General features: G+C 64.0%; 23 protein-coding genes. 12 read left to right on the top strand and 11 right to left on the bottom strand.

The window, feature by feature from the left end; all coding sequences use genetic code 11:
• Positions 1–11: 11 nt before the first annotated feature.
• Positions 12–1,529: a sugar porter family MFS transporter gene (locus OK352_RS11960; protein WP_372338104.1), complete on the bottom strand. Its 1,518-nt coding sequence runs from the start codon at positions 1,527–1,529 to the stop codon at positions 12–14.
• Between the two features lie 74 nt (positions 1,530–1,603).
• Between OK352_RS11960 and OK352_RS11955 the strand changes: the two genes are divergently transcribed.
• Entirely contained in the window at positions 1,604–2,167 is a 564-nt protein-coding gene (locus OK352_RS11955; RefSeq protein ID WP_265141713.1) for a dihydrofolate reductase family protein, read from the top strand.
• A 44-nt stretch (positions 2,168–2,211) separates the two neighbouring features.
• On the opposite strand, the gene purL is transcribed toward OK352_RS11955, so the two are convergent.
• A complete protein-coding gene (purL, locus tag OK352_RS11950; RefSeq protein ID WP_265141712.1) occupies positions 2,212–4,512 on the bottom strand; it encodes a phosphoribosylformylglycinamidine synthase subunit PurL in 2,301 nt (766 codons plus the stop codon).
• Between the two features lie 89 nt (positions 4,513–4,601).
• Positions 4,602–7,223, bottom strand: a complete 2,622-nt coding sequence (locus OK352_RS11945; RefSeq protein ID WP_265141711.1) for a LuxR C-terminal-related transcriptional regulator — start codon at positions 7,221–7,223, stop codon at positions 4,602–4,604.
• A 283-nt stretch (positions 7,224–7,506) separates the two neighbouring features.
• Between OK352_RS11945 and OK352_RS11940 the strand changes: the two genes are divergently transcribed.
• Positions 7,507–11,721: a DUF7927 domain-containing protein gene (locus tag OK352_RS11940; RefSeq protein ID WP_265141710.1), complete on the top strand. Its 4,215-nt coding sequence runs from the start codon at positions 7,507–7,509 to the stop codon at positions 11,719–11,721.
• A 71-nt stretch (positions 11,722–11,792) separates the two neighbouring features.
• On the opposite strand, the gene OK352_RS11935 is transcribed toward OK352_RS11940, so the two are convergent.
• On the bottom strand, positions 11,793–12,356 hold the full coding sequence (locus OK352_RS11935) for a hypothetical protein (RefSeq protein ID WP_265141709.1): 564 nt from the start codon (positions 12,354–12,356) through the stop codon (positions 11,793–11,795).
• Positions 12,357–12,415: 59 nt separating this feature from the next.
• Entirely contained in the window at positions 12,416–13,063 is a 648-nt protein-coding gene (locus OK352_RS11930; RefSeq protein ID WP_265141708.1) for a trimeric intracellular cation channel family protein, read from the bottom strand.
• Between the two features lie 168 nt (positions 13,064–13,231).
• Between OK352_RS11930 and OK352_RS11925 the strand changes: the two genes are divergently transcribed.
• Positions 13,232–13,765: a hypothetical protein gene (locus OK352_RS11925; protein ID WP_265141707.1), complete on the top strand. Its 534-nt coding sequence runs from the start codon at positions 13,232–13,234 to the stop codon at positions 13,763–13,765.
• An 84-nt stretch (positions 13,766–13,849) separates the two neighbouring features.
• On the top strand, positions 13,850–14,179 hold the full coding sequence (locus OK352_RS11920; RefSeq protein WP_265141706.1) for a DsrE family protein: 330 nt from the start codon (positions 13,850–13,852) through the stop codon (positions 14,177–14,179).
• A 90-nt stretch (positions 14,180–14,269) separates the two neighbouring features.
• Here OK352_RS11920 and OK352_RS11915 read toward each other — a convergent pair whose 3' ends face one another.
• Positions 14,270–15,004 carry a GntR family transcriptional regulator gene (locus tag OK352_RS11915; protein ID WP_265141705.1) on the bottom strand — a complete coding sequence of 245 codons (735 nt, stop codon included), beginning with the start codon at positions 15,002–15,004 and terminating at the stop codon, positions 14,270–14,272.
• A 77-nt stretch (positions 15,005–15,081) separates the two neighbouring features.
• Here OK352_RS11915 and OK352_RS11910 point away from each other — a divergent pair, with 77 nt between their 5' ends.
• The 3 genes from OK352_RS11910 to OK352_RS11900 are packed head-to-tail and all read left to right on the top strand — an operon-like array spanning position 15,082 to position 17,297.
• A complete protein-coding gene (locus OK352_RS11910; protein WP_265141704.1) occupies positions 15,082–15,855 on the top strand; it encodes a DsbA family protein in 774 nt (257 codons plus the stop codon).
• Positions 15,856–16,728, top strand: a complete 873-nt coding sequence (locus OK352_RS11905) for a cytochrome c biogenesis CcdA family protein (RefSeq protein ID WP_265141703.1) — start codon at positions 15,856–15,858, stop codon at positions 16,726–16,728.
• Positions 16,725–17,297, top strand: a complete 573-nt coding sequence (locus tag OK352_RS11900; protein WP_265141702.1) for a hypothetical protein — start codon at positions 16,725–16,727, stop codon at positions 17,295–17,297. The genes OK352_RS11905 and OK352_RS11900 overlap by 4 nt, the downstream gene beginning before the upstream one ends.
• 24 nt (positions 17,298–17,321) lie before the next feature.
• On the opposite strand, the gene OK352_RS11895 is transcribed toward OK352_RS11900, so the two are convergent.
• The 3 genes from OK352_RS11895 to purS form a co-directional block, all read right to left on the bottom strand.
• A complete protein-coding gene (locus OK352_RS11895; RefSeq protein ID WP_265141701.1) occupies positions 17,322–17,837 on the bottom strand; it encodes a DUF3817 domain-containing protein in 516 nt (171 codons plus the stop codon).
• Positions 17,838–18,068: 231 nt separating this feature from the next.
• Positions 18,069–18,764 carry a phosphoribosylformylglycinamidine synthase subunit PurQ gene (gene purQ, locus OK352_RS11890; RefSeq protein ID WP_265141700.1) on the bottom strand — a complete coding sequence of 232 codons (696 nt, stop codon included), beginning with the start codon at positions 18,762–18,764 and terminating at the stop codon, positions 18,069–18,071.
• On the bottom strand, positions 18,761–19,012 hold the full coding sequence (gene purS, locus OK352_RS11885; RefSeq protein ID WP_265141699.1) for a phosphoribosylformylglycinamidine synthase subunit PurS: 252 nt from the start codon (positions 19,010–19,012) through the stop codon (positions 18,761–18,763). Before purS ends, purQ begins: the two co-directional genes overlap by 4 nt.
• 185 nt (positions 19,013–19,197) lie before the next feature.
• On the opposite strand from purS, the gene OK352_RS11880 reads away from it, so the two are divergent.
• From OK352_RS11880 to OK352_RS11870, 3 genes are all read left to right on the top strand, one after another.
• The gene (locus tag OK352_RS11880; RefSeq protein WP_265141698.1) at positions 19,198–20,403 is read left to right on the top strand and encodes a sensor histidine kinase; all 1,206 of its coding nucleotides are present in this window, start codon (positions 19,198–19,200) and stop codon (positions 20,401–20,403) included.
• A complete protein-coding gene (locus OK352_RS11875; protein ID WP_265141697.1) occupies positions 20,400–21,020 on the top strand; it encodes a response regulator transcription factor in 621 nt (206 codons plus the stop codon). Before OK352_RS11880 ends, OK352_RS11875 begins: the two co-directional genes overlap by 4 nt.
• 117 nt (positions 21,021–21,137) lie before the next feature.
• Positions 21,138–21,884, top strand: a complete 747-nt coding sequence (locus OK352_RS11870; protein ID WP_265141696.1) for an HAD family hydrolase — start codon at positions 21,138–21,140, stop codon at positions 21,882–21,884.
• A 28-nt stretch (positions 21,885–21,912) separates the two neighbouring features.
• On the opposite strand, the gene OK352_RS11865 is transcribed toward OK352_RS11870, so the two are convergent.
• Entirely contained in the window at positions 21,913–22,986 is a 1,074-nt protein-coding gene (locus OK352_RS11865; RefSeq protein ID WP_265141695.1) for an alpha/beta hydrolase, read from the bottom strand.
• Positions 22,987–23,139: 153 nt separating this feature from the next.
• Between OK352_RS11865 and OK352_RS11860 the strand changes: the two genes are divergently transcribed.
• Positions 23,140–24,114, top strand: coding sequence for an IS481 family transposase (locus tag OK352_RS11860; RefSeq protein WP_265141694.1), 975 nt, complete (start codon positions 23,140–23,142; stop codon positions 24,112–24,114).
• A 66-nt stretch (positions 24,115–24,180) separates the two neighbouring features.
• Positions 24,181–24,705, top strand: coding sequence for a DoxX family protein (locus tag OK352_RS11855; protein WP_265141693.1), 525 nt, complete (start codon positions 24,181–24,183; stop codon positions 24,703–24,705).
• On the opposite strand, the gene OK352_RS11850 is transcribed toward OK352_RS11855, so the two are convergent.
• A complete protein-coding gene (locus tag OK352_RS11850) occupies positions 24,702–25,613 on the bottom strand; it encodes a phosphoribosylaminoimidazolesuccinocarboxamide synthase (protein WP_265141692.1) in 912 nt (303 codons plus the stop codon). The genes OK352_RS11855 and OK352_RS11850 overlap by 4 nt on opposite strands.
• Positions 25,614–25,674 lie beyond the last annotated feature (61 nt).

Genomic DNA, 25,674 nt, shown 5'->3' with positions numbered 1-25,674 from the left:
GTGGACGCCAGCTACTTCGTGAACAGAGTCTCGGCCTGCTCCAGCTCCATTCCCTTGGTCTCGGGCACCTTGGCCAGCACGAACACAAACGACAGTGCAGCGAAGACCGCGTACATTCCGTAGGTGAGCGGCAGCGACCAGGCAGACATTGACGGGAACGTCACGGTGATCGCGAAGTTCGCGAGCCACTGCGCGGCGGCCGCGACCCCCAGGGCCTTTCCGCGGATCTTCGGCGGGAAGATCTCGCCGAGAAGCACCCAGACGAGCGGACCCCACGAGGCGGCGAAGCCGATGACGAAGAGGTTCGCCGCGATGAGCGCGATCGGGCCCCAGGCTCCCGGAAGGCTGACATCGTCGCCGCTCTTCGATGCGAAGCTGAAGGCGAGGGCCATCGTGCCGAGTGCGATCGTCATCAGGATCGAGCCGCTCAGCAGGATCGGGCGCCGGCCGACGCGGTCGACGAGGAAGATCGCGACGAACGTGAGTACGACGTTCGTGACCGAGGTGATGACGCTGACGAGCAGCGACGACTCCTCCGTGAAGCCCACGGCCTTCCACAGGCTCGTCGAGTAGTAGAAGATCACGTTGATGCCGACGAACTGCTGGAAGACGGAGAGGATGATCCCCACCCAGACGACTCCCTGGAGGCCCAGAACGGAGCCGCGCAAGGAGGCACCGGTGTTCTTCTCGTCTGCCTCGATCGCTTTGTTGATGTCGTTGATGTTGCGTTCGACTTCGGACTCGATGACGAGGGTCTTGAAGATGGCGCGCGCTTCATCGACGCGCTTCTTCGCCAGAAGATAGCGGGGAGACTCGGGAAGTGTGAACGACAGCACGATGTACACGAGCGCGGGCACAGCGCCGACGAGGAACATCCACCGCCAGGCCGCGAGTCCGACCCACAGCTGCTCAGACGCGCCGCCTGCCGACGTTGCGAGCATGGCATCGCTCAGCAGTGCGGCGAAAATGCCGAGCGTGATGGCGAGCTGCTGATACGAGGCGAGCGTGCCGCGAATCTGGCGCGGCGAGATCTCGGCGATATACGCCGGAGTCACGACCGAGGCGATGCCGATGCCGATGCCGCCGAGGACGCGCCAGAGAAGCAGATCCCAGGGACCGATTGTGAGACCGGCCCCCACCGAGCTGACCAGAAACAGGATGCCGCCGATGAAGATGACACGCAGGCGTCCGTACCGGTCGGCGATCCCTCCGCCGATCCACGCGCCGAGTGCGCAGCCGAGCAGGGCGACAGCGACGATGACGCCGGTGAGTGCGGGGCCGAGAGAGAATGTGTGATCGACGGCGTCAACGGCACCGTTGATCACAGAGGAATCGAACCCGAAGAGGAATCCTCCGACCGCGGCGGCGATGGAGAGTCCGTACGCCTTCTTCGTATACGGCGTTGACTGTGGTGACATCGGTATCGCTCCTTTCGGGGAGCGATTCGAAACCGTTCCCCCTCCGGTTCGATGGGCGGCGTGCGCCGTCCGATTCCCCGAGCCTACATCCGCTCCCGGGCGAGAAAGCAAGCAAACGAGCCAGGATGCTGTGATCAGACGCGTGTCTCCGCCACGAATGGAATTGCTGCAATACCGTGAGGGACATGACACGCATTGTCTACAACACGGCGACGTCGCTGAACGGCTTCATCGCCGACGAGGAGAACTCTCTCGAATGGCTCTTCGCCGTCGAATCGGGTGAGGCTCCGGACCACGGCGCTTTCATGAACGACGTCGGGGTGATCGTCGAGGGAGCCACGACGTACGAGTGGGTGTTGGAGTCGACGCAGCTTCTCGAGCATCCGGAAAAGTGGTCTTCGTTCTTCGGCGACCACCCCACATACGTGTTCACGAGCCGTGACCTCCCCATCCCCGAGGGCGCCGATGTGCGACTCGTGGCCGGCGACGTCGACGATCATCTGGATGACATTGTGCGGGCAGCATCCGGTCGTGACGTCTGGCTTGTTGGTGGTGGTGATCTCGTCGGTCAGTTCTTCGACATCGGAGCTCTTGATGAGATCCAGGTGTCGATCGCGCCGTCACTTCTCGCCGGCGGGGCGCCTCTCTTCCCGCGTGACACCGATCCGGGCGACCTCGAGCTCGTCGAGGTCAAGCGGTACGGCAACTTTGTGCACCTCTGCTACAGCGTCGACTCCGACTCAGACTGATCGTTTTCTGCTGTGCCCGGCAGTGTGGCCGGGCCCTACCTGACTTAGGCGAAGCGTGAGCGCAGCGGTGTCTCGTGCGTCTCGCGCAGCTCGGCGACCGAGGCCGTGAAGTAGTCCTGCACCTCAAGCGCGGCGCTCTCGCCGGTGCCATCCGTGACGCCGATGCGCAGCACCGGGTAGCCACGACCTTCGCACAGGCCCCGGAACTTCACGTCGTCTTCGCGCGGCACCGAGACGAGCACCCGTCCCGTCGACTCTGAGAACAGCGCGGATGCGGCATCCACACCGTCTCGCTCCATGATCTCGCCGAGCCACACGCGTGCTCCGACGCCGAAGCGCAGAACCGATTCGGCGAGCGCTTGGGCGAGGCCGCCGTCAGAGAGGTCGTGGGCGGAGGCGAGCAGCGACTGCTGTGATCCCGCGTGCAGAAGCGCGGCGAGATCTCTCTCGCGCTGCAGGTCGACCTTGGGCGGGCGTCCGCCGAGGTGACCGTGCACGGTGCCCGCCCACGCGGAACCGGAGAGCTCCGTGCGCGTGGTGCCGAGCAGGTAGATGTTGTCGCCTTCGTCTTGCCAGCCGCTCGGCACGCGCTTGGCGACGTCGTCGATCACGCCGAGCACGCCGACGACGGGCGTCGGGAAGATCGGGGTGTCGCCCGTCTGGTTGTAGAACGACACGTTGCCGCCTGTGACGGGGATCCCGAGCTCCAGGCAGGCATCGGAGAGCCCTTCGATGGCCTCAGAGAACTGCCACATCACCTCGGGGTTCTCGGGACTGCCGAAGTTGAGGCAGTCGGTGACGGCGGCGGGAATGGAGCCGCTGACGGCGACGTTGCGGTATGCCTCGGCGAGTGCGAGCTGTGCGCCCGCCCGCGGGTCGAGCTGGCAGTACCGGCCGTTCGCATCCGTGGCGATGGAGAATCCGAGACCGGACTCTTCGTCGACGCGAATCATTCCCGCATCATCGGGGAATGACAGCGCGGTGTTGCCGAGAACGTAATAGTCGTATTGATCGGTGATCCAGCTCTTGTCGGCGAGGTTTGCTGAGCCGAGAAGGGCAAGAGTCTGCTCGCGCAGGACCGCCGGGTCAGAGCTGCGCTCGAGCGCGCTCGCCGTGTCGGCCTGCAGGGAATCGATCCAGGTCGGGTAGGCGACGGGCCGATCGTACACGGGACCGTCGACAGCGACGGTCGACGGGTCCACGTTGACGATCTCGTGACCGTGCCAGTTGATCACGAGACGCCCGGTGTCTGTGACCTCGCCGAGGACGCTCGTCTCGACGTCCCACTTGGCTGCGACGGCGAGGAACGCATCGAGCTTCTCGGGGGCCACGACGGCCATCATGCGCTCTTGAGACTCCGACATGAGAATCTCTTCGGCCGTGAGCGTCGGGTCGCGAAGCAGCACGCCGTCGAGTTCGATGAACATGCCACCATCACCGTTTGCAGCCAGCTCGCTCGTGGCACACGAGATGCCGGCGGCACCCAGATCCTGAATTCCCTCGACAAGTTCGTCGCGGAACATCTCGAGGCAGCACTCTATGAGCACCTTCTCGGCGAACGGGTCGCCGACCTGCACAGCGGGTCGCTTGGTCGGTCCACCGTCGTCGAAGGAATCGGAGGCCAGAATGGATGCTCCGCCGATGCCGTCGCCTCCCGTGCGAGCGCCGAAGAGTACGACCTTGTTGCCGACTCCCGTGGCGTTGGCCAGGTGCAGATCCTCGTGGCGGAGCACGCCGACCGAGAGGGCGTTGACGAGCGGGTTGCCCTGATACACCGGGTCGAAGTAGGTTTCACCGCCGATGTTGGGCAGGCCGAGGCAGTTGCCGTAGAACGAGATGCCGCTCGTGACGCCGTGCACCACGCGCGCGGTGTCGGCGTCGTCTGGCGCGCCGAACCGCAGCTGGTCCATGACGGCGACGGGGCGTGCGCCCATGGAGATGATGTCGCGCACGATGCCGCCGACGCCGGTCGCCGCGCCCTGGAACGGCTCGACGTAGCTGGGGTGGTTGTGGCTCTCGACCTTGAATGTGACGGCCCAGCCCTCGCCGATGTCGACGACGCCGGCGTTCTCACCCATGCCGACCATGAGGTTCTTCGTCATCTCGGGTGACACTTTCTGGCCGAACTGGCGCAGGTACTTCTTCGAGCTCTTGTACGAGCAGTGCTCGCTCCACATGACGGAGTACATGGCGAGCTCGCCTGACGTGGGGCGGCGACCGAGGATCTCGCGGATCGCGGCGTATTCATCGGACTTCAAGCCCAGCGTCGCGTAGGGCTGCTCCTTGTCCGGAGTCGCGATGGCGTTCTCAACGGTGTCGGCGCCGATGGATTCAGGAGTGCTCACAGGTACCTTGCTCCAGGGGTATGCGGGTTGAATCCGTCAGACGGACGGATCATCACCATCCTATCGGGCAGGCCGGTGCTTCACGCTCGTCACAGGATGCCGCGACGTCGCCCCTCTGCGACAGCTTCAGCGCGATTCGCAACGGCAAGTTTGCGGTAGATCGCACGTGACTGTGTCTTGATGGTATTGACGGAGACGTTCAGCGATCGTGAGATTTCCATGAACGTGGCCTCGGTCTCGAGGCGGTGGAGGACGACATACTCGCGCTCCGTGAGGTCCGCTGGTGTTCCCGGCGGCGGGTAGAGTTCGTGCGATTCGTCGAGGATCGCTTGGATCAGGTCAGAGCGAGAATGCCCGTCGGAGAGTAACCGCACGTCACGGTGCGGCACGAGGGTGAAGACGGACCGGAGACCCGCGTTGAGTGCGAGTTCTGCTACCTCGTTGAATGCGCGCTGGGCGCGCTCGGAGCGTGCGAGGCGCAAATGAGCGGATGCTGCGAGCAGCCCAAGTTCTGCTCGATCTTTGACGGTGAGACGTTCAGAATCAGAGACCGAGTTCACCGTGGCCAGCGCACGGTCTGGCTGGCCGCCGATTAGGAACGCCAGAGCCCGAGGAATCGCGAGCTGGGGACGCAACCGCGCGCGCCGCGCAGAGATCAGCGAGCGGACAGACGAGAGGCTCCCCTGAGCGACGAGGAGCCGTGCGCGCAGTCCGTCGAGCAATGCTGTCATGTCGGGGCTGATGGGCGGATGATTCTGCTTGTCCGCTATCCCGTCATCGAGCGTCTTGAGGGCGTGCTGGTGATCCCTCCGCTGCCATTCGATGCGGGCGCGGATGTCGAGTAGCAGCGGCCACATCTCGATGGTCTGCCAATGCACCATACAGAAATCGAGCTCGACAGCGGCGTCGTCAAAAGATCCCTCTTCGAGAAGCGCAAGCGATTTCGCAAGGTGGAGGGGAACGGAGTAGAAACTCGGATCAAAGTGGCGAGGTAATCCTTCGTTTTCCAGCTCAGCGATCAGTGCTTCGGCATTCGAGATCTCTCCGGAAGCGGCATCCACGTAAGCGGCAATGCAGATTGGTGAGTACATGGCGCGAGTCTGTTTTCCGCCTGGAGGGCGTATCTCGCTTGCGAGCACATGGCGTGCTTCACGAAGCCGACCCAGATAGATGAGAGTCATGGCGCTCTCGGAGGCGAAAAGCGTGTCAGATATAGCTAGAATTCCGGCGGGATCGGCGACGCGCTCGAGCATGCGGCGGAACCGGCGGTACGCGGGTTCGACGAGTTCATATCGCCCGACGAGGCGCAGCCCGGCAGTGAGCGCTGCCTGTATCCACACGTGATGAGGAGTTGGATTACGGTAATGGCCGACGAGCCGTGCCTCGCTGAGAGCGATGGTGGTTAAGAACAAATGGACAGCACGTGCCGTATGCCCCACGATGTTGTGCGAGATCCCGTTGAGCAGGCTGAGTAGTGGCTCGCGAGCAAAGAACGACCGATGCTGTGTCGTGAGCTTCTCGGGCGATCGATTGAGCGCGACGGTAATCGGGATGAACGCTCGTTGGGCGAGAGACACAGCGAGGTCGGCATCTTCAGCGTCAAGGGCACTGAAGAAAGCTTGTGTGAGCCGACCATTCTGCTCATACCAGCGAGCGAGTCGGCCGAATCCTCGCTTGGTTTCGGTGTCGTCCAGCCGAGCGAGCAGGCCCTCTCGGAGTACAGGCTGGAGCCGGAACACCGGTGAGGCACTCGCTTCCCAGGACCCGAGTCCGCGGTTCTCGACAACATCCAGAATATGGTCGTCCTGAGGGTCCGCGCCCAACCACTTCGCCAACTCCGGTGTGAACGAATCGGCAACCGAGGTTTTGAGAAGGTAATCGTGCCCCGGGATTCTGCCAATCTCGCGCACAAGCCGATCGCGTACGGAGGTGAACGTCTCATCGCCTCTCAATTCGAAGTGGAGGTGATCGCGGCTCTCTTCAAGCATGATCCTGAGGGCAAAGATCCATCCCGCACTGGTCGCGACGGCTGAACGGACCTCTCTCGGTTCGAGCGGAACGTCTGCGCGACGGGCGAGCCTCGCATACTCGTCTTGAGTGAATTCAAGGTCCTCGCGTCGTAGCACACCCAACCCGAGTGGCGCAGCGGTGGTCAGCCATTCGGCATCGATGCGTCGTGTCGCACAGACAAGGGATAGTTGAAGAGAGCCGCGCACCAGCCTGAGCAGATCATCACAAATTGTCGGGTCCGCGATGTTCTCCCACGCATCGACGATCAACATGATGGGCGCGTCAAGTTCATCTATGCAATTCTGAACGAGAGAGAGAAGCGACGTTGCAATGTCGCCGTCGGCATCGACCGACGGGATATCGATGTCGACTATGGCCGCGGCTTCCTCGATGAGTTGTGTTGTCCGGCGCCAGAACGTCATCCGTGAGTTGCAGCTGTCGTCCACGGTCACCCACACGATCACTTCGGAGCGCGGCCGTGTCGTCCGCTTCTCCGCCCACTGTGCGAGCAATGTTGTTTTCCCGTAACCCGCTGGCGCATGGACGACGCAGATAGGTTCGGACGCTGCACTGTCGAGGCGTGCGAGTGCGTCAACACGCTCGATGGCCAGACGCGAGACGCGGGGGACCCCGACGGACGGTCTCGCATGCGGTGGCAGGAGTCGTTGCCCAATCGACACGTCGTCGTTGTCTTGAATCACAGTTGCGGATCATCTCTTTCGCTGGCGATCAACACCCTATCCAGGTTTGCCTGCGCGCTGGAAGGAAGGGGTGAAAACTGCGGGTGATTTTGTCGATTCCCGTGTTCCCGCGCACATGCCGCTGCTTGACTCCCGCTGGGCACATGGTGCTCGCAGACTCACACGAGCAATCACAAACATGCAGGAGGGGAACGTGCAGAGATCTCACATGAGGTGGATGATTGACAGCAGGGAAGGACCATCGAATACCAGAGGGGTATTGCGGGCTCCCCGCGGTGTGGCGATGGGCGTGATCGTTGCCCTCCTCGCGGCGTTGCTCTCATTTATCGCTGCATTCATGACCGCGTCTCCTGCCCATGCAGCGAGTACGCCTGGCCAGAGTCAGATTCACTCGAGCAACACGTTCTTTGCGTATATGAAAGCGGGTGAAAGCCTGGCCGTCGACATCGAGCCGACAGTCACAGGTGTGGATCCTACGGTTGCCGTCACTTCTCCTGAGGGCGCTTCACTCGGCGGAAATGGAACGTATACCGCTTCGAGCGATGGCATTTTCACGGTTGCGACAAACTCAGGCGGACAATTCAACGAGGGATCGCGCTGGGAGATCACGGTGTCTGCTGGTGGAACCGAGCAGACCGGGCGCATCTGGGTAGAGCGGTACACGATGAATCAGTTCGCGGATGAGACACTCGGCGAGCTTCCCATCTGGATGGTGAACAACTCCGGCTATGTGTACTCAGTTATCCTGCGTGATTTCAACGGAATCAATTCTGTCATCGAGGCGGATTCCGTTGGAAACGCGGTCTCGGGAGAGGACTGCGCAACTCCTCTTTACGCCTCGATCGAGCTGGAGGACGTTACCGGTTCGTCATGCGGAGAGAGCTATCGGCTGTTCTTTGAAGAACCGGACGGCGAATTGCCAGAAAGCGCACAATCGGCCGCAGGCGTCGTGCCTGTGAAACCGGCACTTCTTGAGGCGGATGATCTGATCATTTCGGATCTGGAGTTTGCGCCGTCCGGGTCTGTCGCCACATCGTCAGGCACGCTGACCTGGACAGCTCCGGCCCGGTACTCGGGTGCGTATTCGCTGGATATCGACACGAATGGCAACGGACTATACGACGATGACGTCGACCGCACGATACGCATGGGAGCCGACGGCAGTGGGTCCCAAACAGGCTTCGAGTTCGATGGTCGCGATGCCGCGGGAACCCTGATCGATGCGTGTACTCCGATCAATGTGCGTGTGCACTTCGACCGTCTCGGCGAGATTCATCTTCGGCACAATGACGTCGAGGCGCGCACACTCGAGGTGACCCGGCTCAACGGTGCCGGATCGCCAGATGCCAGGCTGTACTGGGACGATACGGGGCTCACTGAGGGCCGCGCGAACTCGACGCCTCAGATCGACGGCCGCGCCGGGGTTGAAAGCGTAGGCGGCGTGCACGGCTGGGCCTACGACATCAACTCGTGGGGCAACGAACGAGTCATCGACGACTGGTCGTATCTTCCGATCGACCAGACAGCGGCCGATCTCGTGATTGCTGGGCGTTGCCTGTCGATTGAGAAGACGTCTGACGCGACCACCGAATCTCGAGTCGGTGACACCATCACCTATGATGTGACCGCGACGAACAACGGTGAATTCCCGTATACCGCTGACAACCCGGCTGTTGTCACGGATGATCTCGCCAGTGTGCTCGACGACGCCACGTACAACCACGACGCCGCTGCCGTGGCCTCTGAACAAGGTCGCGTCGACGCTCCGTCGTACGCCGAACCGCTCATCGGATGGTCCGGACCGCTTGCCGTCGGCGAATCGGTGACGATCAGCTATACGGTGACCCTCACAGGAGGCGGAGACGGGTCGGTGCGCAACGTCGCATTTGCTGGCGATGGTGACACACCCGACTGCGATCCTCCCACCGGAGACGGCACAGATCCGGACACGGGAGTGCCGTGTGCTGAGGCCGATAACCCGCTGCCGAAGCTGAGCATCTCGAAGGTCGCCGACCGCACAGATCTGCCGGGTATCGGAGAGACAGTGACCTACACGGTGACCGTTATCAACGAGGGCCCTGGCGACTACACGGCTGACGCGCCGGCGTCATTCGTCGATGATTTCTCTGAGGTCCTCGACGATGCGACGTTTGACGAAGATTCCGTCGAAGCCTCAACCGGTGAGTGGTCGTTTGACGATCCTGAACTCAGCTGGAACGGCGCACTTGAATCGGGCGCTGAGGCGACTGTGACCTACACGTTCACGTACACCGGAGGCGGTGACAACGTCCTGCGAAACGCTGCGTGCGTGCCTGAGGACGAGCGGGCGCAGGATGCTGCGACATGCGCGACCTTCTCTGTTCCCACGGGAGCGGTAAACCAGTCGAAGAGCGTCGACCCGTCGTCAGGCACGACGGTACGCGCGGGTCAAGAACTGACCTACACGCTGACGTTCGACAGCGTCGGAGAGTCGGCGGCATCTGTTGAGACTTACGATGATCTGTCAAATCTGCTTGATGACGCGACGCTTGTCGGCGAGCCTATGGTCACTGGAACAGGGCTGACTGCGGTGGTGAATGGCAGTCGTATCGACATCGCTGGCTCGATTCCCGCAGGGGAGTCGGTGACAGTGACGTACACCGTCGTCGTTAACAATTATGACGAGCAGGGCGATCACGTCGTCGGCAATCATCTCGTGGACATTGACGGAACAGCATGTGCACCCGACGCATGTGAGACGAGCAACCCCATTCAGCACTTGAGTATCGAGAAGACATCGGATGCTGTCGAGGGAGTCGCCGCGGGTGACACGGTCGCCTATGAGGTGACGGTGACGAACGACGGTGCGTCAGACTTCACGGCTGACGCGCCCGCGAGTGCGGGCGACGATCTCACTGGGGCGCTTGACGACGCCGAGTACAACGACGATGTCGAACCGTCCTCGGGTGACGTGGCATTCGCAGACCCGACGATCGTGTGGACCGGAGAGCTTGCGGCTGGAGAATCAGCATCGTTCACATACACGGTGACTGTCACGAACGCAGGCGACCACCAGCTGCTGAACACAGCGTCTCTTCCAGGTGATCTGTGTGACGATGCGGACGCTCCGTGCGAGGTGACGGTTGACATGCCGTTGCCGCATGTCACGCCGGAGAAGTCGTCTGACCCGGCAACGGGTGAAGACGTCGTGGCCGGGCAGGACGTCACCTACACTCTGCTGTTCACGAACGACGGTCAGGCGGCGGGAATCGTCGACGCGACCGACGATCTGGGTGGCGTTCTCGATGACGCTGAGTTGACGGGAGATCCGGAGGCGAGCTCGGAGTCCGTTCAGGCGACGGTCAACGGCGACAGCATCCGCGTCACCGGAGAGATTCAGCCAGGCGAGACGGTCACCGTGACGTATGTCGTGACGATCCGGCCGGATGGGGAGCGCGGTGACAACATCGCGAAGAACGTGCTCACGCCGGATATTCCGCCGTACGTCTGCGCTGACGGGGATGCTGAGTGCGACCCGTTCACTCCGCCGAGCACGACGCACAACATGGGCGAGCTGACCGTGTGGAAGACTGTTGATCCGGCTTCTGGTGCCACGGTTCAGCCCGGACAGGTGGTGACGTACACGCTTCATTTCGAAAACAGCGGTACGGCAGATGTAGACGTCGCACGTGATGATGTTCTGACACAGGTACTTGATGATGCTGACGTGACAGCGCAGCCCTCAGTGTCAGACCGTGCCCTCACGGCGACTGAGATTGCCGATGCGCGATTCAGCGTGACCGGCACCCTTGACGCCGGCCAGACCGAGACGGTGACATACACGGTCACGGTCAAGGCCGATGGGGAGCGCGGAGATGATCGTCTCGGCAACTTCGTGGTCGAGACGGGCGGCGAGCCTCCGGCGACGTGCGAACCGGAAGACGGGGAGCGCGCAACGTGCACGATCAACCATGTCTCGAACGTCGTCGTCTCAAAGACGGCCGACCCCGAGAGCGGTCACGTGAATGACGGCCAGGTGGTCACGTACACGATCACGTTCACGAATGTCTCGACAAACACGGATGCCGCGGACGTGGCCGTCGATTACACGGATCACATGTCGGACGTGCTCGATGACGCGACTCTCACCGGTGGTCCGTCGGCTTCACACGGGGATGTCAGGGCGGAGACGTCGGGCGACACCATCGAAATGACGGGCGCTGTGGCAACCGGAGAGACGGTTACAGTGACTTACGCGGTCAGGGTGAAGGACTACGACGATCAGGGCAATCACGTGCTCGGAAATGTCGTGGCCGTCACGGGTGAAGACCCGGTGTGTGCACCGGATTCAGATCTGTGCACGACTCACGAGGCACGTGATCCTGGGCCATCCGCACTTCCGTGGACCGGTGTCGAGGGAGCCGTTCCCGCGCTGTTCGCTGCGCTGCTGCTCCTGATCTCTGGCGGGACGGCGCTCATCATCATGCGCCGACGCCGTGAGTCAGGTGATATCGAGTAAGCCCCCAGCTCGATGACCAGGGCCCCGTTCCATTCCCCCGAAGGAACGGGGCCCTTCCGCGCATGCAGTGATCAGCCGCGGGGACGAATCCCCGCGGTCGTGAGGGCCGCGACAAGAGCGTGAGCAATCGCCGCAGCAGCGCCCGTGGAGACGACTCGCGCAGTGAGAACCGCAAGCAGCAGGGACGTTGAGAAGAGATCTGGACTGATCACGGGGAGCGAGATCAGATAACTCGTGACAGCGCCCGACAGTGCGGCGAGCACCCATCGACCGCGCGATGCCCACCGGCATCCTGTTGCTCTGATCGTCAGCCCGATGGCAAGTGACGGGAGGATGAGCGCGGGAAAGAGGAGGATGCCGAGAACGGAGAAGGGGAAAGCGAGAGCGGCGGTGACAAACGAGGTGAGCGGCAGAGCGGTCCATGAGCGGAGAAGCAGACCAGCAGCTGCAGGGAGGACGAGGTGAACGCCGCCAACGAGCGCATAACCGACGGGGGACGCAAGAGCGATGGATGTCGTCACGGGCGTCAGGGCGACCGTCAGGATGGCGTCGATCGCGCCCAGCGCTGCGACGATGAGTAGGCTGCGACTGCTGACGCGTCGCGAAGGCTGACGTGAAGGGCGGCTGAGGTCCACACGTTGATTCTTGCGTATTCGGGCGCATCCGCGGTGGAAAGGCCGAGAGGCAGCCGTGATCACCGGCGCGTTGCGGGTGGGTCGCGGCGCTTCCACGCGCGCGGAACGGGTGCGTTCCATCCGAAGCGCAGCCCGAGGACGCGAATGAAAAAGCACACGGCAGCGGCGATGACCGCGGCGACGGCGCCGTAGAGCCCGAACAGTGACGAGAGGACGGCGATGCCTGCTCCGATGAAAGCGGGAACGGCATAGAGCCCATCGCGCAGCACAGACGGCACACGGCCGAGCAGCGCATCGCGAATTGTGCCGCCCCCGACAGCGGTAATGGTGCCGAGGATGATCGCCTGGACGGGGCCGAGGCCGAAGTCAACGGCTTTCATCGCACCGGTGACGGCGAAGAAGCTCAGCCCGACAGCATCCAGAACCTCGATCGGGGTCGACAGACGGCTCATATTGTGGCCGAAGGCGAACGCAATGAGGGCGCCGACCGCGGCGACTGCGAGATAGCGCCAGTCCTGGAACGTCGCGGGCGGCTGCACGAGCATCACGTCGCGGATGATGCCGCCGCCCATCGCCGTGACCATGCCGAGAGCGATGACGCCAACGATGTCGACGCGTACCGCACGCACGGCCGTGAGTGCGCCGTTGAGAGCAAAAGCGAACGTCCCCGTGAGGTCGAGGACGAGCAAGAGAAGCGGCTGCTCCATCAGTAGCGTGACCCGAGGTTCATAGCCTTATTCTGGGGCCGCGACCGTGCGGTGGCAACCGGAGGAACTCCTCGTTTCCGGTGGAAGGCGCAGGAGCGGCTGACATACAAGCTCACCGGCTGTATAGTCATGCACGTTGAATGTATAGACATTTGTGGAGATGGGCGTGTGGTCGATACCTCTGGCGCGGTGCACGAGCGCTGGCCGATGATTCGGCGCTGCATGCAGATCGCACTGGGCAGTGCACTTGTTGTCGTGACGTTGGCAGCGTGTTTCGCCGATCTCGACGGCGGGCCGGAACGCGTTGCTGAAATCGACGTCACAACCGATCGTGCCGTGGCGAGAGCTGTGCTCCCGCCCGGGGCGCAGAGCGTCTCGGTGATCGCAGTGGACGGGACTCCTCGGGCCGTTGACGATCTATTCGTGGGAACGCTCTTTCCCCGAGACGACCGGTCAGATCTTGCGTTCGTCGCATTCGACGACGTGGGAACGCGCTGGTCCCTGTCGACGAACCCATCGTGCGCCGGGTGGGCGCCCACGCGAGCATCCGACGGTACGAGCATTGTGTTGGCGAGCGACAATGGCTCCGAACGTGCTCGTGGACCGTTCGCCGCCCCGATCGCGGTGACCTCGAGTGGTTACGGGCTCGTGCCGACCGATGATTCGAGAGTGTACGAGCTCGTTCGCCTGGAGGCGCCTTGACGCGTCTGTACGGCAGTTCAGAGCCTGACGCTCAGGCCGGAGATTGTGGGCGCACGTGGTGCGCACGAGTAGAAAGGGTGACTCATGCCAGAGGAAGCAACGACAGCAGTTCTGCATGTCTCAGACAATGCGGATGACGTGAGTCGAGCTGTCTCGGCAGCAGAAACTCTCGTGGAGGCGAATGGCTCGCTCGCGGTGCGGATCGTTGTAAACGGTCCGGCGTTGGCTGGCGTCACCACATCCGCTCGTCTCCTCGCGCCCGGGCCACGGACGACAATCGAGGCCTGTGACCAGGGAATGCAACGGCGAAGCATCCCCAGGGAGGCGCTCCAGCCGGCAGTTCACACAGTGGGCTCTGCGGTCGTCGCCCTGGTGGAAGCCCAGCTGCACGGGGCGGCCTACGTTCGCATCTGAATCAGACAATCGCATATGCGCTGTGGAGTGCGCGGCGTTCTCGGATCTCCCGCGATCCGACACGCGGCGGGCTGTGATGTTCACGTCGTCTCAAGGCGACGACGTGAGCGGGGTGCCGAACGGACGGGTCGCGGTGAAACGTGAGCCGAGGATGCAGGTGCGCCGGAATTCGATGAGGCGCACACCGTCATGCGCGACACGTTCGATGTGCAGCAGCGGAGCCTGTGCGGACGTTTGCAGCAGATCGGCTTGTGTCGTGGTGGCGACCGTGGCCGTGAGTTTCTCGTCGCCGCCGGCGATGACTGTTCCGCATGTGTCGCGCAGCTCTTTGTAGAAGGCGGTATTCGTGAAGTCCGTCTCGCACAGCGGGGCAGCAATGCTCGCCGGAACCCAGATTTCATCGATGGCGATGGGGGATGAGTCTGCCCAGCGCACTCGCTTGAGGTAGAAGAGACGGGTCTCGCTTGTGGCGAGTCGGTCAGAAATCTCGGGAGCCTCGACGATCGTCTGGTCGAGAACGGTGCTGTGCTGCGTTGCCCCGGATGCCGTCACGATCTCGTGGAGGCTATAGATGGCTCCGTAGCTGGATGCGGGGTTCGACATGTTGATGCGCGGGCGGCGGCCACGCTCGGCGACAATGAGCCCGCTCTCACGCAGCCGTCTCAGTGCCGTGCGCATGGTTCCTCGGCTGACGTCGAACTCGTCAGCCAGCTCGAGTTCGCCGGGAAAGCCCTCGGCGTAGTCCCCCGAGAGGATGCGCTGATGCAGCTGCTCTTCGATGACGAGCCAGCGCGGTCGGCCGGCATCAGATGGGTTCTTCGGCATGGGCACCCCTGCATTGCAAATGTATATACATTATCGTACGGTGGGACGAGTTCAGCTTAGACACGTCAGGAGACTTCATGGCTCGGCCCGCGCGCAGAGCGGCGAATCGCTCGTCGGCCTTCGCAGAGTCCCGTGTTCCCCTGTGGGTGTGGGCGGTGATCGTGGGCAGTCTCGCGCTGATCATCGTCGCGGTCGTCGTGGGAAGCCAGCCGCGGACGACAGGAGCTGGCTCGCCGTCTGACGAGCACGGAGGTCAGCAGAGTCAGGGCGGCCAGAGCGGTGACGACGACATTCGATTCGACGTCGCGCGGCGTGTGGACGGCGACGTCACGGCGATTGGCGACGTGGATGCACCCGTTGTGATCGTGGAGTACTCGGATTACCGATGCCCCTTCTGTGCCGTCGTCTCGCGTGACACGTTGCCGAAGATCATTGACGAGTACGTCGAGACGGGGAAGGTGCGCTTCGAATGGCGTGACTTCCCTATCTTCGGCGAGCAATCGGTCGATGCGGCCGTCGCGGGTCGTGCCGCCGGCGAGCAGGGGCTCTTCTGGGAGTACAACGAGGCGATCTATGCCGAAGCGCCCGCGCGCTCCCACATCGATCTTCCCCGAGAACGCCTGATCGAGTTCGCCGAACAGGTTGGGGTTCCCGACATCGAGAAGTTCACGGCCGATCTCGACAATCAAGAGCTTCTCGATGCCGTGAACGCTGACGCGGAGGAAGCATCGTATATCGGCGTATCGAGCACGCCCATCTTTGTCGTCGGAAACACCCCGGTCGTCGGGGCACAGCCGTATGAAGCATTCGTCGAGGTCATCGAGAGCGAACTCGCGAAGGCGGAACAGTAGATGGACATCGGGTACGCCGGAGCGTTTCTCGGCGGCATCCTCGCTCTTCTGAGCCCCTGCTCGGTTATGCTTCTTCCGGCGTTTTTCGCCTACGCATTCGCTGCCCCTCTGGCGATACTCGTGCGCACGGCGCAGTTTTTCGCCGGGCTTCTGGTCACTCTGGTGCCTCTGGGCGTCTTTTCTGCCGCGCTCGGCTCTCTCGTCACCGAGAACCGCACAGTGCTGGTCGGGGGTGCTGCAGTGGTCGTCATCATCGCAGGGCTGGTGCAGCTTCTCGGCATCCCCGTACCCGGTCTTTCACGAACCACGTCGGGATCGACGGAACGCACATCAGCCGTCTCGGTGTTCCTTCTCGGTGCGGTGTACGCGGTTGCTGGCGTGTGCGCGGGGCCGATCCTCGGCTCCGTTCTCGCGGTGGCCGCACTGGGCGGGAACCCGGTGTATGGCGGCATCATGCTGGCGTTCTACGGACTCGGCATGGTCGTGCCGCTCGTCATTCTCGCCCTGCTTTGGAAGCGATTCGGGGCGCGCGTCTCACGCCTGATTCGGCCGCGGATGCTGACGATCGGCCGGTGGCAGAATGCATGGAGCCTCATCGTCTCGGGCAGCTTGACCATCGCAATCGGCGTTCTCCTGCTGATCACGAACGGCACAGCCAACCTCGGCGGAATCGTCACCGTCGACACCCAGTACCAGGCGGAGTCCTGGGTCACTGAGGTGACAGACGGCATCTCAAACATCTGGTTCGTTCTCGGCGCGGTTGCTGTTGCGGGTGTCGTCGCTCTCGGAGTCATGGCGGCCACGCGGCATCGTCGTTCTTCGGCACGTAGCGCTGAGACGCCCTCCGACCGCGCGACGGAGGAATCGCGATGAACATCAATCAGCCAGACGAAGTCGAAGAGTTCGACCAGGCCGACCGGTCCGACCAAACAGACAACTCCGACCAGACTAAGCAGACGGTGCGCCGCACCGTGCTGGCAGAGTTGCGCACCTGGCCACCGCGGCGCTGGGCAGTGGCCCTGCTCGGAGCTCTGGCCACCGTTGTGCTCGTCGCGGTGCCGACCGATCTCATCGATACTCCCTGGTTTGTGCGAGACGTTCCGCCTACGTGGTGGGCGTGGCCGGTGCTCATCGCCAACGCGGTGCTCGCGGGAATGGTGGGCGCCACCTACGTCGCGCGCAAAGACACGGCGAAGCGCAGCGGCGGAACCTGGGGCGTTGCGGGTGGGCTCGTGACGTTCTTCGCGGTCGGGTGCCCCGTGTGCAACAAGCTCGTTCTGCTCGCCCTCGGGTACGCGGGCGCCCTGCAGTTCTTCGAGCCTCTGCAGCCCTATCTCGCGGGTTCAGCCATTGCCCTGCTCGCCATCGCTCTTGTGATGCGCATCAGGCGAGAGCGCACCTGCCCGCTGCCGAAGCGGGGCGCGCTGAGTGCAAGACGGTGACGGTTCCGGCTGACCTCGGTGCCGTTACGCGCCCCACTCGGTGGGCGGGCCGAGCGTGAGAAGGGTGCCGAAGACGACGCCGACGGCTACCACGAGGAGGATGCTGAGCAAGGCGGGGTGCCGGAGAAAAAACCGGAGCCACGCGCTCACCCACGTCGCGTCGCGCGGATCGTCTGTCTTCTCACGGCGCCAGCCGCCCTCAAGCATGCCGCGGCGTTCGAGGCTGCGGTCGAACGGAATCGTCGCGTACGGGACGACCGCTGTGGCCACGGCGCCCACGATCTGCAGGGGAGTCCACCGCTGGTTGACGCCGACGAGACCGGCCGTGAAGGCGTAGGCGACGAAAATGACGCCGTGCGTTCCGCCACCGATGGTGACGGGCCAGTCGCCGATCTGCGCGACGTACTTGAGGAGCATGCCGATAATCAGCAGCGTCCACGTGATCGTCTCGGCGACCGCGAGGATGCCGTAGAGGCGGCGAGGTGTCAGCGCTTTCGTCGACGTGGATGCTGTCGGGCGTGAAGTCTCAGAGGGGGCCATGTTCTCGATCCTCCCTCATTCACCGAGGCGAATCATCGTCCGAAAGATGGACTCTGTCGGCTGATTGCTTCTGAGCCGTCAACGTCCGGTCTGCTGCTGCCCGGTGCACCTCTGGTGTCGCGGAGTGGTCGTGCGTCGCTGGTGTTGTGGAGGAGGCGTGCCCGAGCGTTGCGCTGCCGCGGCGCCCGCAGACGGGTCATCGGGTGTGCGTCTCGGGCTGCGTGCGGAACCTCAGACGGCCTGGAGGGCCCGCAGCGCCGAGGTGAAGAAGCGCAGTCCGTCGACGCCGCTGCGCATCGCAGCATCCGTGTCTGGCCCGAATCCGGGCTCGATCGCGTGTTCGGGGTGCGGCATGAGTCCCACGACGTTGCCGCGCTCATTGGTGACGCCGGCGATGTCGCGCAGTGATCCGTTGGGGTTGACGCCGACGTAGCGGAAGGCGACGCGCCCCTCGCCCTCGAGGCGGTCGAGGTCGTCATCGCTCGCGATGAATCCGCCTTCGCCGTTCTTGAGGGGGATCACGATTTCGTCGCCGGCCGAGAAGTCGTTCGTCCATGCCGTGTCAGCGTTCTCGACGCGGAGCGTCTGGTCGCGGCGCACGAATGTGCCGCGTTCATTGCGGATGAGGCCGCCAGGCAGCAAGTGCGCTTCGGTGAGCATCTGGAAGCCGTTGCAGATGCCGAGCACGGGTGTACCCCTGTTGGCGGCATCAATGACCTCGGCCATGATCGGCGAGACCGAGGCGATCGCGCCGGCGCGCAGGTAGTCGCCGTAGCTGAAGCCGCCGGGCAGCACGATCGCGTCGACGCCGGCGAGATCGTGGTCGCCGTGCCAGAGCGCGACGGGCTCAGCATCCGCGAATCGCACGGCGCGCTGCGCGTCACGGTCATCGAGGGAGCCGGGGAAGGTGACGACGCCGATTCTCATCGGGCGTCCGCCTCACGCACCGAGACGACGTCTTCGATGACGGAGTTCGAGAGGATCTCGCCCGCCACTGTCGTGACATCGGCGATCACCTCGTCTGTGACCTCGTCGACGGTGATCTCGAAGCGCTTACCGACGCGTACGCCCGAGACTGCTGTGTGGCCCAGGCGCGACAGGGCACCGTGCACGGCCTTCCCCTGCGGGTCGAGCAGCTCGGCCTTGGGCATGACATCTACAACAAGAATGGGCACGTGTGACTCCGAAACGACAACGCGGCGACAAGGATGCTGCCAGTCTACTGTGCTGCCACAGCAGCACTGTGCCGCAGCAGGCCGCGCCGTGCCGCCGTGGCCGCATCAGTGCCAACAGTGGCGCCCGCGCCCCGCCCAACTTTTGACGGATGCTGCGGAGGCACCGCGCGTCTAGGCTCAGTTGTATGAGACATTCTGCGCTGACCCCCGTGTTCACGGGACTGCGCTGGGCGCTGCATGCGCTGCTCATCGGTCTCATCATCTTCGCGATCGTTCACGCCGATGTCGTGCAGTCGCAGCACGCGCTCGCCGTGCAGGTGCTCGGCGCCGCCCTGCTCGTCGTCTACCTGGGCGGGGCGGGCGCAGCGCATCTGCGCTGGGTCAGAAACCGGGTATCCCTCTTCTCCGTCGTCTGGCTCAGTGTGCTCTGCCTCGTCTGGCTCGCCATGCTCATGGTGACCGTGGATGCCGCTTACATCGTGTTCCCCCTCTTCTTCCTGTTCCTTCACCTGCTGCCGGTGACCGCGGGCACCGTCGCCGTCGTGGTGTCGACGACCCTGACGATCGCGATGCTCGGGTATCACTCGGGAATCAGTGTGGGCGGCGTGATCGGGCCCGTGATCGGTGCGACTGTCGCGCTGGCGATCTCGGGCGGGTACAGCGCCCTGTATCGGGAGGCACGGGAGCGCGAGAAGCTCATCGACGAACTGACGACGACGCGCGGCGAACTGGCCGTGGCCGAGCGCGAGGCCGGTGTTCTGGCCGAACGCGAGCGGCTCGCCCGCGAGATCCACGACACCGTGGCGCAGGGGCTCTCGAGCATCCAACTGCTGCTGCACGCCGCAGAGCGGTCCGACCCCGACCGGCCCGGGCTTGAGCAGCTGCAGCTCGCGCGCGAGACCGCGGCCGACGCCCTCGGCGATGCGCGCCGCATCATCCGCGAGCTCACACCGCCCGCGCTCGACGAACAGACACTCGCCGGGGCGCTGCGGAGACTTTCGGCCTCTGCCGAGCACACGATGCGCGCAAGCGGACGCTCCACGGCGGTGCGGTTTCACCTCGTCGGCGAGACCCACCCGCTTCCGATGGCCGTCGAGACGACGCTGCTGCGGGTTGCTCAGAGCGGCATCGCCAACGTGCAGCAGCACGCTGACGCATCAGTGCTCGACGTCACGCTGACCCTTGACGAGGACGCCGTCACGCTCGACGTGGTCGACGACGGCCGTGGCTTCGACACGACGCCGATTGAACGGCGTTCCAACGCTTCATTCGGGCTCACGGCCATTCGCCGTCGTGTGATGGAACTGGGCGGTACGCTGTCGATCGAGTCAGCACCCGGGGAAGGGACGGCGCTCGCCGCCACAATCCCGGTGACGGAGGAGGCCGCATGATCCGCCTGTTGATTGCCGACGACCACCCGGTTGTGCGCGCGGGGCTGCGCGCCCTGTTCGACACGGAGCCGGACATGGAGGTCGTCGTCGAAGCATCGACCGGCGAAGACGCGGTGCGACTGGCAGCATCCGGCATCGACCTGGTTCTGATGGACCTGCAGTTCGGGGGCGGCACCCAGGGCGTCGACGCCACGCGCCACATCAGGGAGACAGGCGGACCGCGCGTGCTCGTGCTCACCAACTACGACACGGATGCTGACATTCTCGGTGCCGTCGAGGCGGGCGCCGCCGGCTACCTGCTGAAAGACGCGCCGCCCGCGGAGCTGCTCGCTGCCGTGCGCGCTGCCGCTGCGGGTGAGACTGCACTGGCGCCCAGCGTCGCGGGGCGACTCGACGCGCGTCGTGGCGCAGCATCCGTGTCTCTCAGTCTTCGTGAGGCGGAAGTGCTCGACCTCGTGGCGAACGGACAGTCGAACCGCACCATCGCCAAGCAGCTGTTCCTCTCGGAGGCCACGGTGAAGTCGCACCTCGTGCACATCTTCACAAAGCTCGGGGTTTCGAGCCGGACGCAGGCTGTCGCGGCGGCCAGGGAACGCGGGCTGATCCGCTCTCAATAGCGCTCGGCTTCATCTGCCGGGCAGGCGCTGTTCATCCGCGCGCAATCTGCCTGCTTCTCGCGGTTCGGGCCGCGCCCGTACGGTCACGAGTGACACCACAGAGAGGGGCACGCCACCATGACGATCGACGGAGGAACACTGACTGTCGAGCCGGCCAGGCAGAGCGATGACGACGTGGAGTTCTACGACGTCCCCGTCGAGCTCATCGTTCTCGATGTGACGGGAATGACCGACGACGCGGGGGCTTCCGAGGCGGCGTTCCTGACAGCATCCGTCGAGGTCGGTCTCGTGCAGAGCGACGATGATCGTGACCGGATGCTGCAGCATGTGCGCGGTGCGATGGGGCAGCCAACGATCGATGTGTTCCGAGCCGTTGTCGAGGACGAGTCGACAGCTCAGGCTGCCCAGCGCGCGTTCGACGTGGCGTATCGGGCGCAGGTGAGCTCCATCACGCCGGCTGTGGGGGCGGAGCGGACGCTTCGGCTGCTGCGTGAGTCGGGCACCGCTATCGTGCTCACATCGCCGTACTCTCGCGACACGACGATCGAGGTGGTCGATCAGCTGGGCTGGCGCGACCTCGTCGACGCGGTGCTGAGCTCTGATGATGTCGGCCGTGGTCTGCCGTTTCCGGATCTGCCGCTGACGGCGGTGATGCGCACCGGCGCTCGGTCGGTCGACGGGATGATCGTCGTCGGTGCCGGCGTGGCTCATGTGCGCGGCGGCCTCTCCGCGGGAGCGGGGCTCGTCGTGGGTGTGCTCGCGGGTGGGCACACGGCGGAGCAACTGCATCAGGCCGGGGCGGACGAAGTGCTGACCTCACTCGAGATGCTCCCCGCGCTGCTCGGGATCAGCGCGGAGTCGTGAGCTAGCGCCCGCCGGCTCCCGCCGTGGGCTACTCGTGGAGTGTGCGGAGCGCTGTCACAACGTCTCGGTGCCATCGTTCGGCGAGCGGGACGACCGCGCGATAGTCGAGCGTGTCGTGCACGGCTCCCTTGTACTCCACGGCGCTGGCATCGACACCGGCTTCTCGCAGGGCCTGGGCGAAGGCGACGCCGTCCCCGCGCAGCACGTCGTACTCAGCGGTGAGGATCACGGCTGGCGGCAGGCCCCGCAGAGACCGTGAGCGCAGTGGTGATGCCAGTTCGTCCCGCGCTCGCGACCGATCGCCGAGGTAGGCGGTGACGACGCTGACGAGCTCTCGCCGCGCGAAGACATACGGCACGCGCATCATGCGCAGCGGGCGCAGATCGAGATGCCGCCCTGTGAGATCGAGGGTGGGAACCTCCAGAACCTGCAGGCAGACCGGATGCTGTCTGCGACGACGGTTCGCCAGCGCAACCGCTGCGGCGATGTTGCCGCCAGATGAGACGCCGTTGAGCGCGATCCGCGCCGGGTCGATGCCGAGCTCTTCTGCGTTCTCATGTGCCCACGCGAGAACTGCATACCCCTGCTCCACGGGAGTGGGGAACCGATGCTCGGGGGCGAGCGCGTAGTCGACGGCGATAGTGACGACTGCGGCATCCGCTGTCCGTGACCGAAACTGTGCGTCTTCGCTCGCCCAGTCGACACCACCCAATTGAAATGAACCGCCGAAGAACGCGATGACGGCAGGTGTGGGCCCCGCAGCATCCGCCGTCGGACGATATACGCGAACGCGAACATCGGGAAAGCCGGTGACACTGACAATGTGGTCCTCCGTCGGAACGTCGGGGCCGGGGATGCCGACGCGGGCGGCGAGCTTTGCATCCCAGGCGCGTGCATTCTTGCGTTTCCACTCGGAGGTGGACTGCTTTGCTGCTCGAGCCGCTCGTGTGCGGCGCTCCGCGTGCGCCTTCTGCCTGGCGGGCCGGCGACCGAGGTTCGCCCAGAGCAGGCGTGCTGAGTGCAGCATCCGCTGGCGATATTGACCGGCGAGGTCGCGGATGTGAGCGCGGTGCTGGGCGGCGAAGTAGGGATCGAGCGGCACGGGTTACCTCCTCGACCAGATTATGCCGTCACGGGGGCTCTAGGTGTTCTTCCCATGGAGGTTGTGGGCTGCGGCGCGTGATGTGACAAGAGGTGAGGACCTCCGGTATCGATATGGGTAACCACACTCATTTCGAGTCACACGGAGGTCCTCGTGTCTTACGTTACCCATGCTCGCGCTTCGCTGACACCCAAGGGGCGACTGAAATTGGTCCGGCTCGTCCTTGACGAGAAATGGCAGCAGGCGCGCGTCGCCGAACGTTTCCAAGTCGCTCGGGGGACGGTATCGAAGTGGGTGGCCCGGTACAAAGCTGACGGCGTCGCCGGGCTCGAGGATCGGTCTTCGAAGCCGCATCATTCGCCGAATCGCACCTCGGAACGCGCAGAGCGCCGGATCGTCGCTCTGCGGGCGAACCGGCGGTGGGGTCCGCACCGGATCGCGCATCACCTGCATTTGTCTCAGTCGACGGTGTCGAAAGTGCTTGCCCGTTACCGGGTGCCGCTTCTCGGGCATATTGATCTGAACACCGGCGTCCGCATCCGGAAACCCAAGCCGGTGCGCTACGAGCGCGAAAAGCCCGGGGATCTGGTGCACGTAGACGTGAAGAAACTCGGCCGGATTCCCGACGGCGGCGGGCACCGCAGTCTCGGCCGCACACACGGAGTCAGGAACAAATCGGGTACCGGATATGCCTACCTGCACTCGTCGATCGATGATCACTCCCGGCTGGCGTATTCGGAGATCCTCGACGATGAGAGAAAGGAGACCGCTACCGGGTTCTGGGAACGCGCGAACGCGTTCTACAACAGCCACGGCATCACCGTCTCCCGTGTGATCACAGATAACGGCTCCTGCTACCGGTCACACCTGTTCAATGCTGCCCTGGGCGAGAGCATCACCCACAAATACACCCGCCCCTACCGGCCGCAGACGAACGGGAAGATCGAGCGTTTCCACCGCACCCTCGCCTTCGAATGGGCCTACGCCAAACACTACGACTCAGAGACCGAACGCGCTGCCACCTACCCAGCCTGGCTGCATGAGTACAATCACCACAGACCCCATACCGGCATCGGCGGCAAATCACCCATCGACCGCGTACACAACGTCAATGGGAAGAACATCTAGGCACACGGTGATTTCCGCCGTACGCTTCACAAAGAGGCACACGGGCACTGTCGAAGGGGATGCTGTATGAGCTGGGGTCGTGTATTGGTCAGAGTCGTCGTCGGGGGCCTGTTCGTCGGGCACGGTCTGCAGAAGCTGAAGGGCTCGTTCGGCGGGCCTGGGCTTGACGGAACCGAGAAGATGATGGAGGGCCTCGAGATGGAGCCGGCCCGAGAGAATGCCCTTCTCGCCGGTGCCACCGAGACCGGGGCTGGCGCGGCGATCGCGCTCGGCGCGGCGACTCCGCTTGCCGCCGCGGGGCTGATCGGCACCATGACGACAGCCATACGGAAGGTGCATGCGAAGAATGGCGTCTGGAATTCCAACGGCGGCTTCGAATACAACGCTGTGCTCATCGCGACGCTTACGGCTCTCGCCAGTGAGGGCCCGGGGCGCGCATCAATTGACGCGGCGTTCGGTAAGGCGCGCTGGGGGAGGGGCGCCGGACTGTTTGCGCTCGCCCTCGGCATCGGATCATCGTTCGCTGCCGTCGAGATGGGCAGACGGACCGCCGAGCAGAAGCGCCTCGCCGGTGACGACGGTGAGGGCTAAGCGCCCGTCATACGTTCCAGCAGCTCGCGATAACGGTTGGCTGTCCGCTCGATGACATCGGCTGGCAGCTCGGGAGGGGTGCCGGACATGTTCCAGTTCTCGGTCAGCCAGTTGCGGACGATCTGCTTGTCGAAGCTCGCCATGCGTGCGTCCGGAATCTGCTCAGTCGCCCACGATTCGGCATCCCAATAGCGTGACGAGTCGGGCGTGAGCACTTCGTCGGCGAGGGCGATGTCGCCTGAGTCAGGGTCGCGCCCGAACTCGAACTTCGTATCAGCCAGGATCAGTCCCCGGGACTCGGCCGTCTGTGCCGCGGTGGTGTAGATCGCGAGTGCGAGGTCGCGGACCGCGACAGCATCCTCTTCACCAATCAGTTCGACTGTGCGGTCAAACGAGATGTTCTCGTCGTGCTCGCCAAGTGGAGCTTTCCACGCGGGAGTGTAGATCGGCTCGGGCAGTTTGTCGCCGTTCTGGAGTCCGGCGGGGAGGGGGATCTCGCAGACAGTTCCGTTCTGCTGATACTCCTTCCAGCCGGATCCGGTCAGGTATCCGCGCACCACGGCTTCCACGGGGAACATGTCGAGCTTCTTCACGAGCATGGCCCGGTCGGCGACCTCGGGAGGCAGCGCAGCGAGGCCGGCTCCACCGGGGGCGTGGCTGGCGACAAGGTGGTTCGGCACATTGAGCTGATCGAACCACCACAGGCTCAGGCGTGTGAGGACTTCGCCTTTTCCGGGGATGCCGGGGGAGAGGACGTAGTCATAGGCGCTCACTCTGTCGCTGGCGACGAGAAGCATCGCGTCACCTGCGCCGGCGACATCGGTCGACGGCGAGGCGGGCTCGAAGAGATCACGCACCTTTCCCGAATAGAGGTGGTTCCAGCCGGCGGGTGTCAGGTTTGTGCTCACCCCTCTATTATCGGGGCATTTCAGGCGGGCGCGAAGAGGGGGCTCAACTCCCTTCCCGGGG

The organism is Microbacterium sp. MPKO10, assembly GCF_026107415.2.
In the GTDB taxonomy this organism is placed as follows: domain Bacteria; phylum Actinomycetota; class Actinomycetes; order Actinomycetales; family Microbacteriaceae; genus Paramicrobacterium.
This window is presented reverse-complemented; position numbering and strand designations above follow the sequence as displayed.